We start from the raw sequence: 15,448 nt of genomic DNA, 5'->3' as shown, positions 1-15,448 counted from the left end.
TATCGTGAGGTGTCCTCCGCCTGGAAAGGGGTCGGCTGGGTAATGTTCAGATCACATGAAAACCATGGGTGCCGTCGCGGGCCAGTTGCTCGACCAGGCCGAATTCCCAATCCAGGTACGCCTGCATGGCTTCGCGAGGCGCCTCGGTGCCCTCATAAGGCCGGCGGTAGCGGTCGACACGCGCAGAGGCCAGGCGGGTTTCGCCGTGCTCCAGCTCAAGGCCGGCTTTCGCCCAAGCCGCATTGCCGCCGTCCAGCACGAACACCGGCTTGCCGGTCAGGGCTTCGACTTCGCTTACGGCCAGCCGCGCCAACCGGCTGCTGCCACAGGTGAGCACGTAGCGCTCGGCGGCCGGAATCTTCTTCAGCGCTGCGGCGAGGTCCGCACGCAGCACCCACCAGGCACCGGGAACGTGCTGCTTCACATAGTTGGCGCTGGTGGTGAAATCCAGTACCTGTAGGTCAGTGTGGCTTTGCCATTCGGCCAACGTGGCGGGGCTGATGGCTTCCGCCTGGGGCGGTACGGGCCCAGGCGCGTGCCAGTCGCCGGTTTCGCTGAAGTCGGCTGCGGCAAGGCCATCGACCACGTACACCTCCCAGCCCAATTGCGCGAGCCACGAGGCTGACATGTTGGCGCGCACGCCGTCGTCATCCACCAAGGCAATCCGCGCGCCACGCACGCTGGCGTAGTGGTCGGTTTCCTGCACCAGCTGCCCGCCCGGTGTGGAGCGGGCACCCGGCACATGTCCCTTGGCGAATTCCTCCGGTGTGCGTACATCGAACAGGTAAGTGGTACGTGCCGCGTCCGCCTGCCACCGAGCGAGATCTTCCCGATCGGCGCGCTTCACGCCCGCCTTGTCCGCTACCTGACGCGCATCCGACGCCGCTTGAAGGCGGGTACTGTCGGTGACGTCGGTGAACCGCTTGCTCTGGCCGTGCTCCAGCTGCTGGCCGGCCAACAACCAGCCGATGGTGCCGTTGCGCAAGGCCGCTACCGGGTTGGGAATGCCAGCGTTCACCAGCGACTGGGTACCGATGATGCTGCGGGTGCGGCCGGCGCAGTTGACGATGATCCGGGTGTTCGGGTTGGGCGCCAGTTCACGGGCGCGCAGCACCAGTTCGGCCCCGGGCACGCTCACGCCGGTGGGAATGCTCATGGTTTGGTATTCATCGAAGCGGCGGGCGTCCAGCACCACCACGTCGGCCTTGGCCTCAAGCAGCGCGCGCACTTCTTCGGCGGGCAGCGAGGGCGTATGCCGGTGATGTTCCACCAGCTCGCCGAAGGCCTTGCTGGGCACGTTCACGTCGATGAACAGTTCGCCGCCGGCATCGCGCCAGCCTTGCAGGCCATTCTCCAGCAGCTTTACATCGGTGTACCCCAGCGCTTCCAGCCGCTCGGCTGCCAGCGCAGCCAGCCCCTCGCCGTTATCGTAGAGCGTGACAGCCGTGGTTTTGCGGGGGATGCGCGACAGCACTTCCAGCTCAAGCTTGGACAGCGCGATGTTGGCGGCGAACAGCGGATGGCCTTCGGCGAAAGGGGCTTCTTCGCGCACGTCCACCAGGGCCACTTCTTCGTGGGCGAGGAGGGCGCGGCGGATGTCGGCGTAGGTGCGGGTGGCAGCACTGGTCATTGGGCAGGGTTCTCTTTGGACAGGTCCCAGATGTTGGGGAGGTAGGCGTTGCTGTAGCCGGAGATGAACAATTTTTCGCTGCCGTCGGGCTGGTACACCGCACGGCGCACCGCGCCAATGTTGGCGCCATACACATGGATGCTCACCGACACCTGATCGCTGAAGGCATTGCTCACCTGGTGGATGTCGTTGCGGCGTGGCGACAGGGCTTCCACGTCACCGGGGTTCAAGCGCGCCGGGGCGCCTTCCGGGTGAAGGTGGCCATCAGGGCCACGGGCGAAGCTCTGGGAATCTTCAGCCCCGCGAAGCATGCCGATCAGGCCCCACACGCGGTGGTCGTGGATCGGCGTGCGCTGGCCAGGGCCCCACACGAAGCTCACCACCGAGAACCGCTGGCGCGCGTCGGCGTGCAACAAAAATTGCTGGTAGCGCTCGGGGTTCGGCTGGGCGAACTCATCGGGTAGCCAGTCGTCATGCTGCACCAACTGCCCCAGCAGCTTGCCGCCACGGTGCAACAGGTCGCCTTCGCGCGGGTCACTTTCAAGGGTTTCGGCTAGGGCGCCGATAAACTCGCGCAGGCGTTCAGGGTGGGTGATCTGGCTCATGAGCGGGGGTCCGGTAGGCGCTGACATGGGCCAATCTAAGCATATTGAGACCGTTTAATATGCTATTTTTTAATGATTAGGTTATAACCGAATGTGCAGGCGGGCCGCAGGCAACGGTGAGTATTCAAACCGTCAGCTTACGGCTGAATTTCGTCTCCATCACGATATGGGATGCGGTGTGCGCCACGCCCTTGATCATATTGATGCGGATAAGCTCGGCATTAAGCTCGCTCAAGGTAGTGGTGGCTAGGTGGATGATGAAATCCGATTCCCCTGACACCGCGTACACGGCCTGCACCGCCTCGATCTTGCGCAGGGTGGTCATCACGTCGGTGTAGCTCTTGTTCGTGCAGGAGGTCATGGTGAAGCAGTTGATGGTGGGCTGTACCCGGTCCTGGTCGATGCGCACGCTGTAGCCGGTGATCACCCCGGCCCTTTCCAGGCGCTGGATGCGTTCCTGAACCGCTGACCTGGACACGCCCAGCTTGCGCGCCAGGGAGGCGGTGGGCTCGCGGGCGTTGGCTTGCAATAGCGCGAGCAATTGCCGGTCCTTGTCGGTGAGGTTGAACAGCGTGCCAGCCGTACGTGCATCCATGAACGCTTCCTCGAACGAATCGAATCGGGCCTGGCGGGTCACGCGCGGCGCGAGCGCGTTTCCTGGAAGCTGTCCATCAGCTTCAGGCCCGTATACACCAGCTGCGCCGCCGCCGGGCCCAGTGGGCCGCCATTCCATTGGAGGCCGTAGGCCTCGAACAGGCGATAGCGGTCTGTCTCGCCACAGATGGCCTCGGCCACCACCCGCCCGCCAATGGGTGCGGTGTTCATACCATGGCCCCCGAAGGAGGTACAAGCCCACACGCCGTTACCTAGCGGGCCGATGTGCGGCATCTTGTGGCGTGCATAACCCATCAGGCCGGACCAGGCCTTGGCGATTCTCAGGCCCTGCAACTGCGGGTACACGTCGAGAATGTCGGCGGTCAGCAGGGCGCCCAGGCGCTGTTCATCCTGCAGGTTGTGGGTGGTGATGTGCCCGCCCCAAAGCAAGCGGTCGCCCTCGACAATGCGGTAGTAATCCGCCGCGCGGCGGTAGTCGCCTACCGCGTCCGAGGTCCTCACGGCCTCGCCCAACCGGTCGCCCAGCGGTTCGGTAAGCACCACATAGGTGGCGATCGGCAGGAAAGCGCGGCGCAGCTTTCCGAACTCGGGGCCGCCATATCCGCCACAGCAATACACCACATGCTCGCACTCCACCGCGCCCTGGCCAGTGACCACCCGGTGCCCCGCGCCGTGGCGCGCTACCCGGGTCATGGGCGAGTGTTCATGAATCCTCCCGCCCTGGCGCTGGATCAGTTCGGCCAGGCCCAGGCAGTAATTGAGCGGGTGAAAATGAAAGCCGTGGGTGTCCCGTGCGCCTTGGAAGTACCGCTCTGTGTTCAGCCGTTCACGCACCGCCTGGCGGTCGAGGTACTCCAGGGGGAAGTCGAACTCGGTGGTCATTCGCTCGCACAGGCGCTTGAGCTTGTCGCCATCGTCGTAACGCATCACTCCCAGCTTGCCCGTGGTGGGCGCGCAGCCCGGCAACCCGTGGCTGGCGATCATCTGGCGGACGGTATCAACCCCCTCGAGCGAGAGCCTGAACAACGCTGCTGCCTTCGCCGTGCCACAGCGGCGTTCGATGGCCGGGAGCGCCTCGGAATACCCCTGGAGCACGAAGCCCCCGTTGCGCCCGGAGGCGCCCCAGGCCACCCGCGCCGCTTCCACGATCACCACGGATTTGCCTCGTGCCAGCAGCTCCCAGGCGGTGCTCAGCCCGGCCAGGCCACCGCCAACGATGCACACGTCGGCCTGAACCGTGCCTTGCAACGCAGGCCGCGGAGCGGCGGGGCGCATGGTGCCGGTGTAGTAGTTGTTAATGTACGTGGACATCGAATACCTCGTCACTTCAACAGCGGGCTACTGCACCTTGGTCAGGTCGGCCCCGTACCACTTTTCCGATAGCCGCTTGAGCGTGCCGTCCGTTTTCATCTCGGTGACGATCCCGGCCAAGGCCTTGTCGAAGGCGTCGTCGCCCTTGTCCACGGCGATGGCCAAGGGCTCATAGTAGGCGGGCTTGCCTTCGACTCTCGCGATCGGGTAGCCATTCTTGATCGCGGCCAGGATGGTGGGCAGCGCCGAGAGCGTGGCATTCAAGCGCACGCCATTGCCCATGCGCAGGTCGTCCAGCGGCCCCATGCTGTCGCCGTAGGTCTTGACCTCGCCGGGCTCCACGTCATAGCTGAACACTGGCACATCGGCCGCGTCGATCTTCAGCCGGCGGTTGATGTAATCCTCGGAGGTGGTGCCTGCCTCCACGCCGATGACCTTACCGTTGAGGTCGGCGGTGGTCGCGCCCGCGGCGTCCTTGTGCACCGCGAACACGTACGGGGTGTAGTAATAGATGGCGGGGAAATCCAGCACCCGGGCGCGCTCCATGGTCGGTGTCATGGAGCCCACCGAGACGTCCCAGCGGCTGGACCATCGCCCGGCGGTGATGATGCCGTATTCTGGGGTGACGAAAGTCACCTGGGTACCCAGCCGGCGGCCAATCTCGTTGGCCACGTCGATGTCGAACCCCTGCAATTTGTCATCAGGGCCGAGGAACGATTGCGGCGGCCAGTTGGCGGCCGTGGCCACTTTCATCACCTTTTCCTGATGAATGCGGTCCAGGGTTGCGCCGGCCCAGGCCGCGCTGGTGGCAAGGGTGAAGGCACCGGCCAGGGCGGCAGCGGTGAACATGCGAGCGAACGAAGTCATGGGTAAGCCTCCAGGGGTTCTCGGTTTGCGAGTGTTGTTCTTGTTGTGCTGTGGCTATTCAGGGGCCCGTTGGCCCTCAGTGGTTGAGGATCTGCGACAGGAATTCCCGCGCCCTCGGGTGGCGGGGGTTGTCGAAGAAATCGTCCGGGCTCGCCTGTTCGATGATGCTGCCTTGGTCCATGAAAATGATCCGGTTTGCCACCCGGCGGGCAAACCCCATTTCGTGGGTCACGCAGAGCATGGTGATCCCGTCGTGCGCCAGCTCGCCCATCACATCCAGCACTTCCTTGACCATTTCCGGGTCCAGCGCCGAGGTGGGCTCATCGAACAGCAGGATGCGAGGGCGCATGCACAAGGCCCGGGCGATGGCGACCCGCTGCTGCTGGCCGCCGGATAATTGCGCCGGGAACTTGTCCGCCTGCTCGCGGATGCGCACGCGCTCCAGGTACTCGTAGGCCAAAGCCTGCGCCTGAGCCTTGCTCAGCTTGCTCACCAGCCGTGGCCCGAGCATGAGGTTGTCCAGCACGGTCATGTGCGGGAACAGGTTGAACTGCTGGAACACCATGCCAACCTGCCGCCTTACCTTGGCCACGCAGGCACCGCTGCGGGTGAGCGGCGTGCCGTTGATCACCACGGCCCCTTTCTGAAAGTCCTCGAGCAGGTTCAGACAGCGAATCAGGGTGGACTTGCCGGACCCCGAAGGACCACAGACCACCACAATCTCACCGCTCTGGATCTGCAGCTCGATGCCGTCCAGTACATGAAAATCGCCAAACCACTTGTGCAACCCCTGGATCGAAATTGCGGCTGGGGCCACGGGGGCTTGAGAAGCGAACGCCTGGTTCATGCTGTGCCCTCAGCGGTGTGCGCGGTTGAAGTGCTTTTCCAGGCGGGCCTGGACGGTTTCCAGCACGATCGACAGCAGCCAATAGAGCACGGCTGCGGTGATCAGCATTTCAAGGTGGCGAAACTCGGCGCGCCCTTGGGTGCGGGCCAGGAACATCAATTCCCACACGCCGATCACCGACACCAGCGAACTGTCCTTGAGCATGGAAATGAACTGGTTGCCCGTAGGCGGGATGATCAGGCGCATGGACTGCGGCAGGATCACCCGCGTCATGGTCTGGAAAGGCGTAAGGCCAATGGCCCTGGACGCTTCCCACTGGCCCCGGGAGATGCTGCTGATGCCCGCCCGAAAGATCTCGGTCATGTAGGCGCCATAGCACAACGACAGCGCCAGTATCCCCGCCGGCACTGCGCCCACCACATAGCCCAACTGGGGGATGCCCAGGTAGATGAGGTAGATCTGGATCAGCAGGGGCACGCCGCGAAAGAAGGAGGTATAGAAGCTGGCGATGGCAATGGCGAACCCATTGGCGGACAACCGCGCCGTGGCGCCCAGCAGCGCCAGCACAAAGGCGATAGCAATGGAAATGGCCGACACGTAGACGGTGGTGAACACGCCTTGGGTGATCATGAAGCCCACTTTGGTCGCGATAAAGCTGTAGGACAGGTTGAAGGTATCGAAGAACAGCAGAAACAGCACCAGCAGCTCGCACCACACGGTAACGATCTGCGCCCTGAGGGGAAAGCGACCGAGAATGAACAGGTTGAGCACCAGCGTGACGGTAAAGGTGCCCGCAACAGCGATGTCCCGCGCCAGGGGTGCCTTGAGGTCCAGCAGTATCGGCCCCATCAGCCGGGCCAAGCCACTTTCGCCCAGGCCGGCGAGCAAGGTAGCAGCAAATATCACCACCGCGACCGATCCCATGAACGCGGCGTTGTCGGTGGCACGTGCTTTAACGATATGGTCCTTGAACATGGCCTTCTCGCTTCGGGGGAACCCCTTTATTGTTATGGGTCTATTATGGTCGGGCGAAACGCCGGTAGGGAGCCTGCGGATTGCCGGGTTTCCGGCAAATTACCCGCAATTGTGGAGGCCTTCCGCCGTGTTTTGAGGTATTAGGAGAAGGGAACGTAGGGGCCATGACCTGATGAATCCTACGGCATGGCGGAGGAACAACTATCTGTTTCCGGTCAAGCCAGCGAAACCTCAAAAGCTTCAATCTTCGACATGGCGGGCTATCGTACGGGCACGTTGCCGTGCGAGATACCACCCACTCCATGCCCACAAGCCTGCGCAAAGTGCGCCGACCACAGCCGCCAACAAGGCCCCGTGGGCCGACAGGTCGAGTGCGCTTCTGGCCCAGCCGCTGATCGCGTCGCCGGCGCGGTACACCAAGGTGTCGATAAAGCTTTTCGCCTTGTACTTCGTTTCGGCATCCAACGGGGCGAACAGCATCTCGCGCCCGGGACGGATAAACGCGTACTCACCGATCCGGCGCACAATCATCAAGGCGGCGAGCAGGGCAAAACTGGGTAGCAAGGCAAGGCCAATGAACCCTGCGCATACCAGTGCTGGTACAACTACCAGCAGGCTACTCAAGCCAAACCGCTGAGCGATCCGCCCTGTGATGAATAGCTGCGTTGCCAGTGCGCCTACCTGCACGGTGAAATCGATGAGGCCAAAGACACGCACTTGTTCCTCGCGAGTAGGGAATCGAAGCGAAACCAGCCGTGCCTGCTCGAAATACAAAAAGGTGCTCGTCGTGGCCAGCAGTAGCACAAACAGGCAAACCATCCGGAGATAAGGAGAGCTAACAATGCGGGTCAGACCACTGAACGGGCTGCCGGGCACAGGATGCCTTGGGTTTTCAGTGGCCGCAGCACCGGGGCGTCCTGCACCGCCTGATGCCCGCCATGTCAGCAGGTAACGCTTGAGCGCCAGGGTGACCAGCAGCAACAGGGCGCTCGTCAGCACCAGCCCGGCCTGGCCAAGAACATTGACCAGCAGCGCACTGGCCATTGGCCCCAGTAGCCCCCCTACACTCGAACCTGCCGCAATAAAGGCAAAAAGGCGCCGCGCCTGGGCATTGTCGAACACGTCGGCCATCAGGCTCCACGCCACTGACACAACGAACAGGTTATACACGGAGATCCATACATAGAACGTTCGGGCCAGCCAAAGGCTATCAGGGTGCACGGTGAACATCAGGGCAAAGGCGATGAGGTTCAGGGCGAATACCTCATACACACCATCAATAAACCGGGCCCGTGGCATGACAGAGCTGAGCCAGCCGAAAAATGGCACCGCGATAAGCATCAGCAGGAACGTTGCGGTGAACAACCATTGCAGATTATCGACCCCGCCTTGAATGCCCATGGCCTCGCGAATGGGCCGTAGCATGAAATAGCCGCTGAACAGGCACAAAAAAAAGGCGAACCCGGCGAGCGCGGGGCGCAGTTCGCCTGGCAAAGTGTTGATCGCTTGTCCTGCCCGCTTACTGATCGTTGCCATACTTTTTACTCTGTTGATGCGCAACCGATAAACGGCAGTGGCCCCATAAAATGGCCTGTTCCGCCCGCAGGCGGTGGCGGGCGTATTGCCTGGGAGCAACAGTAATGTTCGAAGGGACCCTCGGTTTCCCCTTTAAGCGTCTATGGTGGTGGGAGCAACCGTGGCGAGGCGTTTTTCCATGAATACAAGGAATCATCCAGAACCGCTCCCCCCGGATATTACACGCAGGCTGTTCATCCAGGCGGTTGCGGTTGCCGCGACCTCATTGCCCTTCGGTCGGGCTTGGGGAGATACACGCGTGCTTACGCAAGGTCAGAAAATGCTCAGTCGCCCTATACCGTCGAGCAACGAACCGTTACCCGTCATTGGGCTCGGTACTTACCGCGGGTTCGATGTGCAACCTTCCTCTGCTACGTACAAAAAACTGCCCGGCGTGCTCGATGCGTTGTTCGACAGAGGGGGATCTGTAATTGATAGTTCACCCATGTATGGGCGCGCCGAGCAAACCACTGGCGAGCTGTTATCGGCGAGCACCACGCAATCGTCGGCCTTTCTCGCCACGAAGGTTTGGACGCAGGGTCGAGCCGAGGGAATCGCCCAAATGGAGCGGTCTTTCAAGCTGCTGCAAACCGAGCGTATTGATCTGATGCAGGTTCATAACCTGGTGGACTGGAAGACCCATCTGCCGACACTCAGGCGCTGGAAGGAGGAGGGGCGTATCCGGTATATCGGCATAAGCCATTACACATCTTCGGCGTATAGCGACGTTAAAGCAGTGATCAAAGCAGAGGCCCTGGACTTTTTGCAGATCAACTATGCCTTGGATGACCGTGCCGCAGAAAACCGGATCTTGCCACTGTGTTCCGAGCGCGGTGTGGCCGTACTGTGTAATCGACCTTTTGGGGGAGGTGGTTTGCTTTCGCGTTTGCAAGGAACGCCACTGCCCGCCTGGGCCCCCGAGGTCGGGGCGACCACTTGGGCTCAATTGGCACTGAAATTTCTCATCTCCCACCCCTCGGTAACCTGCGTGATTCCAGGGACAAGCAACCCACAATATATGGCTGATAATGCGCTGGCTGGGTTCGGTTCACTGTTGAATGAGCGTGAGCGCAATGAGCTGACAGGTTTGATCAGCTAGCCAGGATTGCATCGGACGCTGCTGGTCCGTTTGCGGCACTTGGGCTTTCACTTGGAAATGAAGTGGATGACGAACTGCCCAGCCAGCTTCTCTGCCTACGGTGTAGTATTTGAAGCGCTTTCGTCAGCTGCCGACAATTCTGCTGCCTCCGCTATCCACCCACCGCCGGTGGCCTTATACAGGTCGATCATTGAGGTAAACACTCTGCCTCGCGTACGGGTGTAACTCAGTTGAGCATCGAACAGGCTCCGTTCGGCATCCAGTACCTCGATATAGCTGGTGTAACCGTTGTCGTAGCGTAAGCGGGCGTATCGGGCGTAGGTGCTCAACGCTTCAACCTGACGTGCCTGGGAGGCCATCTGCTCGCGGGATTTGCTGGAAGAGACAAGCGCGTTTTCCACATCGCTGAAGGATGATTGAACGGCCTTCTGGTAGCTGAGCAGGGCTTGTTGCTGAATAGCCTCGGCCTGTTGGACCTGCCCGGCGATCCCGCCAGCTGTGAAGATCGGCAGGCTCGCGCCAACGCCATAGGACCAGGTGGCAGCCGGCCCGGTGAACAGGTTGGAAAGCTGGCTACTCACCGAGCCCAGCACGCCCGTTAGCGAAATCGTCGGAAAGTATTGAGCCTTGGCCGCTCCGATCTGGGCATTCGCCGAGATCAGGTTCAACTCGGCCTGGCGCAGGTCCGGGCGCCGTTGCAGCAGGTCCGACGGTAAACCGGCAGGCACTGCAGGCAGCGTCAGTTGCGCCAGGTCGCGCCCCCGCAGCACGGGGCCAGGATTGCGCCCAAGCAGTAACGCCAGGGCGTTTTCCTGTTGTGCGACCAGAGGCTCGAGCTGGGCCACAGAAGCCTGGGTGCGCTCGTATTCGGACTGATTTTGCGCCAGTTCCATTTCTGAAATGGTCCCGGCGCCAAAGCGCATTTTGAAAATTTCGTAGGAGTCGCGCCGCACGTTTGCCGTGGTGCGGGCAATGTCCAGTTCCCTGTCGAGATCACGAAGGGTGACGTAGCTTGAGGCCACCGACGACACCAGGCTGAGTATCACGCTGCGGCGTCCTTCCTCCGATGCCAGCAAGTCAGCACGGGCGGATTCGTTCAAGCGCCTCAGGCGGCCCCAGATGTCGAGCTCCCAGTTCACGCTGAGCACGGCCTGGTAGTTTTTGTAAACCGGGTCTATGGAGCCGTCCAAGGGTACCGGGCCATTGTTTCTCGGCGCCCGGCTGCGCTGAGCCACTCCATCGAACCCGGCCTGGGGAAACAGCAGCGATCGAACTTCGCCATAGCGGCCTTGAAACTCTTCTACTCTTGCAGCGGCGATCTTGATGTCTTTGTTTTCAAGCAGTGCGCTGCGAATCAGTTCGTTCAGAACAGGGTCCTGGAACTGCTCCCACCATTGTGTGTTGGATAAATCCTTTGCTTCGTATTCGGCATAACGGTAGCTCGCCGGGATTTCAATAGCCGGGTGTTGGTAGTCGGGGCCGACCGTACACCCGGGCAGGATCACGCATAGTAGCAGGGCCGAAGGTTGGCGCATGTCACTCCCCCCTGGGCCGGTTTTCCACTGCCCCCTGAGGGAGCAGTGCAGAGCCGGTAGTCCGCTCCGGTTGATCGGCCGCAGGGGGGATATCTTTTTCCCCGAACATCCGCTCTGCCAGGTAGTAGAACATCGGGATGAAAAAGATCGCGATAGCCGTGGCGGCCAACATCCCGCCGATGACCCCCGTGCCGATGGAATGGCGGCTGTTCTCGGAGGCGCCCACGGCGATGGCCAGCGGCACGCAGCCAAGGATGAACGCCAGAGAGGTCATCACGATAGGCCGCAAGCGTTCCCTGGCCGCGACCATGGCAGCGTCATAGGCGGACATGCCGTTTTCCCTGTTAAGTACCGCAAACTCGAAGATCAAAATCGCGTTTTTCGCGGCCAGGGCTACCAGCATGGTCAAGCCGATCTGGAAGTAAACGTCATTGCTCAGCCCGCGGATCAGCACAGCGAGCAGCGCGCCAAACAATGCAAAGGGCACGGCGAGCAGTACGCCGACAGGAAGTGACCATTTTTCGTACTGCGCGGCCAGGATAAGGAACACCATTACTAAGCCAAAGAGAAATACCTGAGAGGAGGCGCCTCCGCTTTTTTTCTCTTCGAACGCTTCGCCACTCAACGCAAGTGAATAGTCGTTGGTCATGATTTGAGCGCTGATTTCCTCCAGAGCGGCGAGCGCTTGGCCAGAGCTGTAGCCGGGTGCGGGGTTGGCGGTGAGTTTCACGGCGGGAAAGTTATTGAAGCGCGTAAGGAGGTCGGGGCCGGTAACGTAGCGGGTTGTCAGCAGCGCCTTGAGCGGCACCATTCCAAGGTTGGTGCTGCGCACGTAGATTTGCTGCAAATCTTCAGCCTTGAGCCGATAGGCCGGCTCGGCCTGGAGAATAACCTGCCACAGCCGGCTGAACTTGTTGAATTGCGAAACATACAGGGAGCCGAACATGGTCTGCATGGTGCTGTAGACCTCTTCCACCGGTACGCCAAGGCTTTCGGCTTTCTCCTTGTCCACGTCGACCATCAACTGGCGCGAGAACACATTGAACGTTGAGGTTATCGCGCCAAGCTCCGGCCGTTCCTTGGCTTTGGCGATGAGTGTTTCCACCACTTCGGCCAGCTGATTGATGCCTGCGTCGCCCTTGCCTTGCACCCAGACTTCCATGCCGCCCGTGGTCCCCAGGCCAGGAATGGACGGCGGATTGACCGGCACGATCACCCCTTCCTGAACACTGGAGAATGCGTGGCCAGCTTTCTTCATCACTGCGGGGGCGCTCTGTTGCGCGATGGTGTCCGCATCCTGATAGCGCCCTTCGAAGTCCTTGAAGCCGACGAAAAACGCCGCCGCATTGTTCTTGTTCTGGCCGTCGAGAAGGCTATAGCCATTGACGATGGCAACCCCTTCGACAGCGGGGTCGTTCATGAAAAAGTCACTGGCGACTTTGCCTACCTGGCCTGTGCGATCCAGGCTCGCGGCATCGGGCATGATTACCGCGCCCAGCAGGTAGCCCTGATCTTCGGGAGGCAGAAAGGCGCTCGGTATGCGCTGGCCTATGAGCAAAATAAGTACGCCCATCGCGGCAAACAGGAGCAGGGCCAGTACGAAGCGCTTGATCATGAAGGCGACCGCGCGGGAGTAGCCGTCGGTCAGGCGCTCGAAGCTGCGTTCGAACCAGCGAAAGAACGCGTTCTTCTTGCCGTGCTGGGGTTTGAGCAACAGCGCGGCCAGCGCCGGTGACAGGGTCAAGGCCACCAGCCCGGAGATGACCACCGAGATCGCGATGGTGATCGCGAACTGCTTGTACAGTTGGCCGGTGATGCCACCCATGAATGCCACCGGAATGAACACCGCGCACAACACCAGCACAATCGCCACGACCGGGCCGGCCACCTCATCCATCGCGCGCTTGGCGGCGTCCTTGGGCGTCATCTTGTGAACTTGCATGTTGCGCTCGACGTTCTCCACCACCACGATTGCGTCGTCCACCACGATGCCGATCGCCAACACCATGCCGAACAGCGTCAGCATGTTCACCGAAAACCCCAATGCCGACATGCCTATGAAGGTACCCACAATGGACACCGGTACCGCGATCACGGGAATCAATGTGGCGCGCAGGCTTTGCAAAAACAAAAACACCACGATCACCACCAGCACCAGCGCCTCAAAGAAGGTATGGATAACCTCGGAAATCGACGCGCGAGTGAACGCGGTCGTGTCCATCACCACCTTGTATTCGATGCCCTGCGGAAAGGTTGCCTTCATGTCTGCCAGGGTCTTGCTGACTGCTGCCGAGACGTCGAGGGCGTTGGCACCCGGTTGCTGATACACCGCGATCAGCGTTGCCGGCTTGCCTTGATAGGTGCTGCGCAGCGAATAGTCTTTCTGCCCGAGCTCGGCACGGCCGACGTCCTTGAGCCGAACGAGGGCAACGCCATCGCTGCTGGCGCGCAAGATAATGTTCTCGAATTCGGCAGGCTCGGTGAGCCGTCCTTTGGTAGTCACCGCGAATGATTGTTCGACGGCGCCGCCGGTGGGGGACTGCCCGACGCGGCCGACTGCGAACTGCTGGTTCTGATTGGCCACTGCCTTTTGCACGTCGGCCGCAGTGATGCCCAACTGTGCCATACGGTCTGGCTTGAGCCAGATTCGCATCGCGTAATCGGGCGTGCCGAAAATGCTGGCCTGATTGGCCCCCGGGATGCGTTTGATGGCATCGAGGATGTAAAGGTTGGCGTAGTTCGCTACATAAGTGCTGTCGTATCGGTCCCCGGCGGAATAGACCGCCAGCACCATCATGAACGCCGAGGATTTTTTCTGTACTTGAATGCCTTGGCTTTGAACCGCCGAGGGCAGTTGCGGCAAGGCCAGGTTCACGCGGTTCTGCACGTCCACCTGAGCCAGTGAAGGGTCGGTGCCTATCTCGAAGAATACGTTGAGGGTCATGTTCCCGGTCGCGGAGCTCGACGAGTTCATGTAGATCATGTTGTCCGCGCCATTGACCTGCTGCTCGATCGGCGCTGCGACGTTATTGGCCACCACCTGCGCGTCGGCGCCTGGGTAGGTGGCGGCCACGGTAATCTGCGGCGGTGTGATGTCCGGGTATTGGGCAACCGGCAACTGGAGCATCGCCACCGCGCCCGCCAGGGTGATCACGATAGAAATGACCGAGGCGAAAATGGGCCGCTCGATGCAGTAGTGGGAAATGCTCATTGGCGGCTCCCGCGGGCCGCACCTGGCGACTCGGCCCCTGCTGTCTTCGCAGGGGAAGTGCGGGCGGAGCCTGGTTCGGGCGCCTCAACGATATGGATTGGGCTTCCTGCGCTAACCCTAAGGGCACCGTCTACCACGATGCGTTCACCGGTTCGCAGGCCGTTACTGATAAACCAGTTATCACCCTGCCATTCGCCGACCTCCACAATCCGCTGCTCGGCCTTGCCCTGGCCGTCCACGACCCACACAAAATGGCTTTTGGAGCCCTCCAGCACTGCCTTCTGCGGAACCAGAATGGCTTTCGGGCGGACGGCGCCCTTGGCCATGGCACGCACGAACTGGCCGGGGCGCAGCAGGCCCGTGGGGTTGGCAAGCACCGCCCTGACCATGAACGTACCGGTCTCCTGGCTGAAGGAAGGCGCAAGGAAACTCACTTTGCCCTTTTCAGGCGCTACGGTGCCGTCCGCGAGCACGACCTCAACGACAAAATCACTGCGAGCCGGAAATACCAGGCGTCCGGCTGCGATTTCGTCGCGGTACTTGAGCGTTTCGTTTTCCGACAGGCTGAAATTGACATACATGGGGTCCATCTGGGCCACGGAAGTCAGCAAGCCGGACTCGCCCGGCGTGACGTAACTGCCTTCCTGTTTTTTAGCGTCACTTGAAACGCCGCCAAGAGGGGAGGTGATGGTGGTGTAGCTGAGGTTGAGTTGTGCGGTTCGCACGGCGCCTTCGGCGGCAAGCACGGCGGCACGGGTCTCGCGCTCTGAGCCAACGGCATTGTCCAGATCCATCTTGCTGACCGCGTTTTGCGCTGCCAGCGGACGTATGCGGGCCAGGGTAGCCTTGGCCACTTCATAGCGGGCCTGTTGCTGCGCCATTTGCCCCTGGGCTGAGGTCAACGCGGCTTCGAAGGGCTTGCGGTCCATCTGGAACAGCGTCTGCCCGGCTTTGACCAGATCCCCTTCGGTGTAAAGTCGCCGGTCCAGAAAACCGGCAACGCGCGCGCGTATCTCCACCTCACGGGAACTCTGGGTCTGGGCAACGAATTCGAAAGTGACCGGCGTGTCGCGGGCGGTGACCGTCATCACGGTCACGTCGGGGGCAAGGCGGGCCGGCGGAACAGGCTCCTTGCCACATCCGGCAAGAAGCGTCGATATTCCTATGAGGAGGGCTAA

The 15,448-nt window shown here is 61.3% G+C and carries 12 protein-coding genes; 1 reads left to right on the top strand and 11 read right to left on the bottom strand.

What is annotated here, in order from left to right; all coding sequences use genetic code 11:
- Positions 1-46: 46 nt before the first annotated feature.
- From LG385_RS11075 to LG385_RS11040, 8 genes are all read right to left on the bottom strand, one after another.
- Complete coding sequence (locus LG385_RS11075; RefSeq protein WP_225774328.1) at positions 47-1,630, bottom strand: rhodanese homology domain-containing protein; 1,584 nt, start codon at positions 1,628-1,630, stop codon at positions 47-49.
- Complete coding sequence (locus tag LG385_RS11070; RefSeq protein ID WP_225774327.1) at positions 1,627-2,235, bottom strand: cysteine dioxygenase; 609 nt, start codon at positions 2,233-2,235, stop codon at positions 1,627-1,629. The genes LG385_RS11075 and LG385_RS11070 overlap by 4 nt, the downstream gene beginning before the upstream one ends.
- 124 nt (positions 2,236-2,359) lie before the next feature.
- On the bottom strand, positions 2,360-2,830 hold the full coding sequence (locus LG385_RS11065; protein ID WP_225774326.1) for an Lrp/AsnC family transcriptional regulator: 471 nt from the start codon (positions 2,828-2,830) through the stop codon (positions 2,360-2,362).
- A 38-nt stretch (positions 2,831-2,868) separates the two neighbouring features.
- The gene (locus LG385_RS11060) at positions 2,869-4,161 is read right to left on the bottom strand and encodes an NAD(P)/FAD-dependent oxidoreductase (protein ID WP_225774325.1); all 1,293 of its coding nucleotides are present in this window, start codon (positions 4,159-4,161) and stop codon (positions 2,869-2,871) included.
- Between the two features lie 27 nt (positions 4,162-4,188).
- On the bottom strand, positions 4,189-5,028 hold the full coding sequence (locus LG385_RS11055; RefSeq protein ID WP_225774324.1) for a transporter substrate-binding domain-containing protein: 840 nt from the start codon (positions 5,026-5,028) through the stop codon (positions 4,189-4,191).
- 76 nt (positions 5,029-5,104) lie between these two features.
- On the bottom strand, positions 5,105-5,875 hold the full coding sequence (locus LG385_RS11050; RefSeq protein WP_225774323.1) for an amino acid ABC transporter ATP-binding protein: 771 nt from the start codon (positions 5,873-5,875) through the stop codon (positions 5,105-5,107).
- A 9-nt stretch (positions 5,876-5,884) separates the two neighbouring features.
- Positions 5,885-6,850, bottom strand: coding sequence for an amino acid ABC transporter permease (locus LG385_RS11045; RefSeq protein ID WP_225774322.1), 966 nt, complete (start codon positions 6,848-6,850; stop codon positions 5,885-5,887).
- Positions 6,851-7,090: 240 nt separating this feature from the next.
- Entirely contained in the window at positions 7,091-8,386 is a 1,296-nt protein-coding gene (locus tag LG385_RS11040; protein ID WP_225774321.1) for an NTP/NDP exchange transporter, read from the bottom strand.
- A 319-nt stretch (positions 8,387-8,705) separates the two neighbouring features.
- On the opposite strand from LG385_RS11040, the gene LG385_RS11035 reads away from it, so the two are divergent.
- Positions 8,706-9,524 carry an aldo/keto reductase gene (locus LG385_RS11035; protein WP_413247376.1) on the top strand — a complete coding sequence of 273 codons (819 nt, stop codon included), beginning with the start codon at positions 8,706-8,708 and terminating at the stop codon, positions 9,522-9,524.
- A 95-nt stretch (positions 9,525-9,619) separates the two neighbouring features.
- On the opposite strand, the gene LG385_RS11030 is transcribed toward LG385_RS11035, so the two are convergent.
- The 3 genes from LG385_RS11030 to LG385_RS11020 are packed head-to-tail and all read right to left on the bottom strand — an operon-like array spanning position 9,620 to position 15,358.
- On the bottom strand, positions 9,620-11,059 hold the full coding sequence (locus LG385_RS11030; protein ID WP_225774319.1) for an efflux transporter outer membrane subunit: 1,440 nt from the start codon (positions 11,057-11,059) through the stop codon (positions 9,620-9,622).
- Between the two features lies 1 nt (position 11,060).
- Entirely contained in the window at positions 11,061-14,270 is a 3,210-nt protein-coding gene (locus tag LG385_RS11025) for an efflux RND transporter permease subunit (protein WP_225774318.1), read from the bottom strand.
- Positions 14,267-15,358 (bottom strand): efflux RND transporter periplasmic adaptor subunit, encoded by a 1,092-nt coding sequence (locus tag LG385_RS11020; protein WP_225774317.1) that lies wholly within the window; start codon positions 15,356-15,358, stop codon positions 14,267-14,269. Before LG385_RS11020 ends, LG385_RS11025 begins: the two co-directional genes overlap by 4 nt.
- Between the last annotated feature and the right edge of the window lie 90 nt (positions 15,359-15,448).

This window comes from Pseudomonas sp. Marseille-Q5115 (genome assembly GCF_916618905.1).
In the GTDB taxonomy this organism is placed as follows: domain Bacteria; phylum Pseudomonadota; class Gammaproteobacteria; order Pseudomonadales; family Pseudomonadaceae; genus Aquipseudomonas; species Aquipseudomonas japonica_A.
Note: the sequence above shows the minus strand (reverse complement) of the source record. Positions and strands in the feature narration are given on the sequence as shown.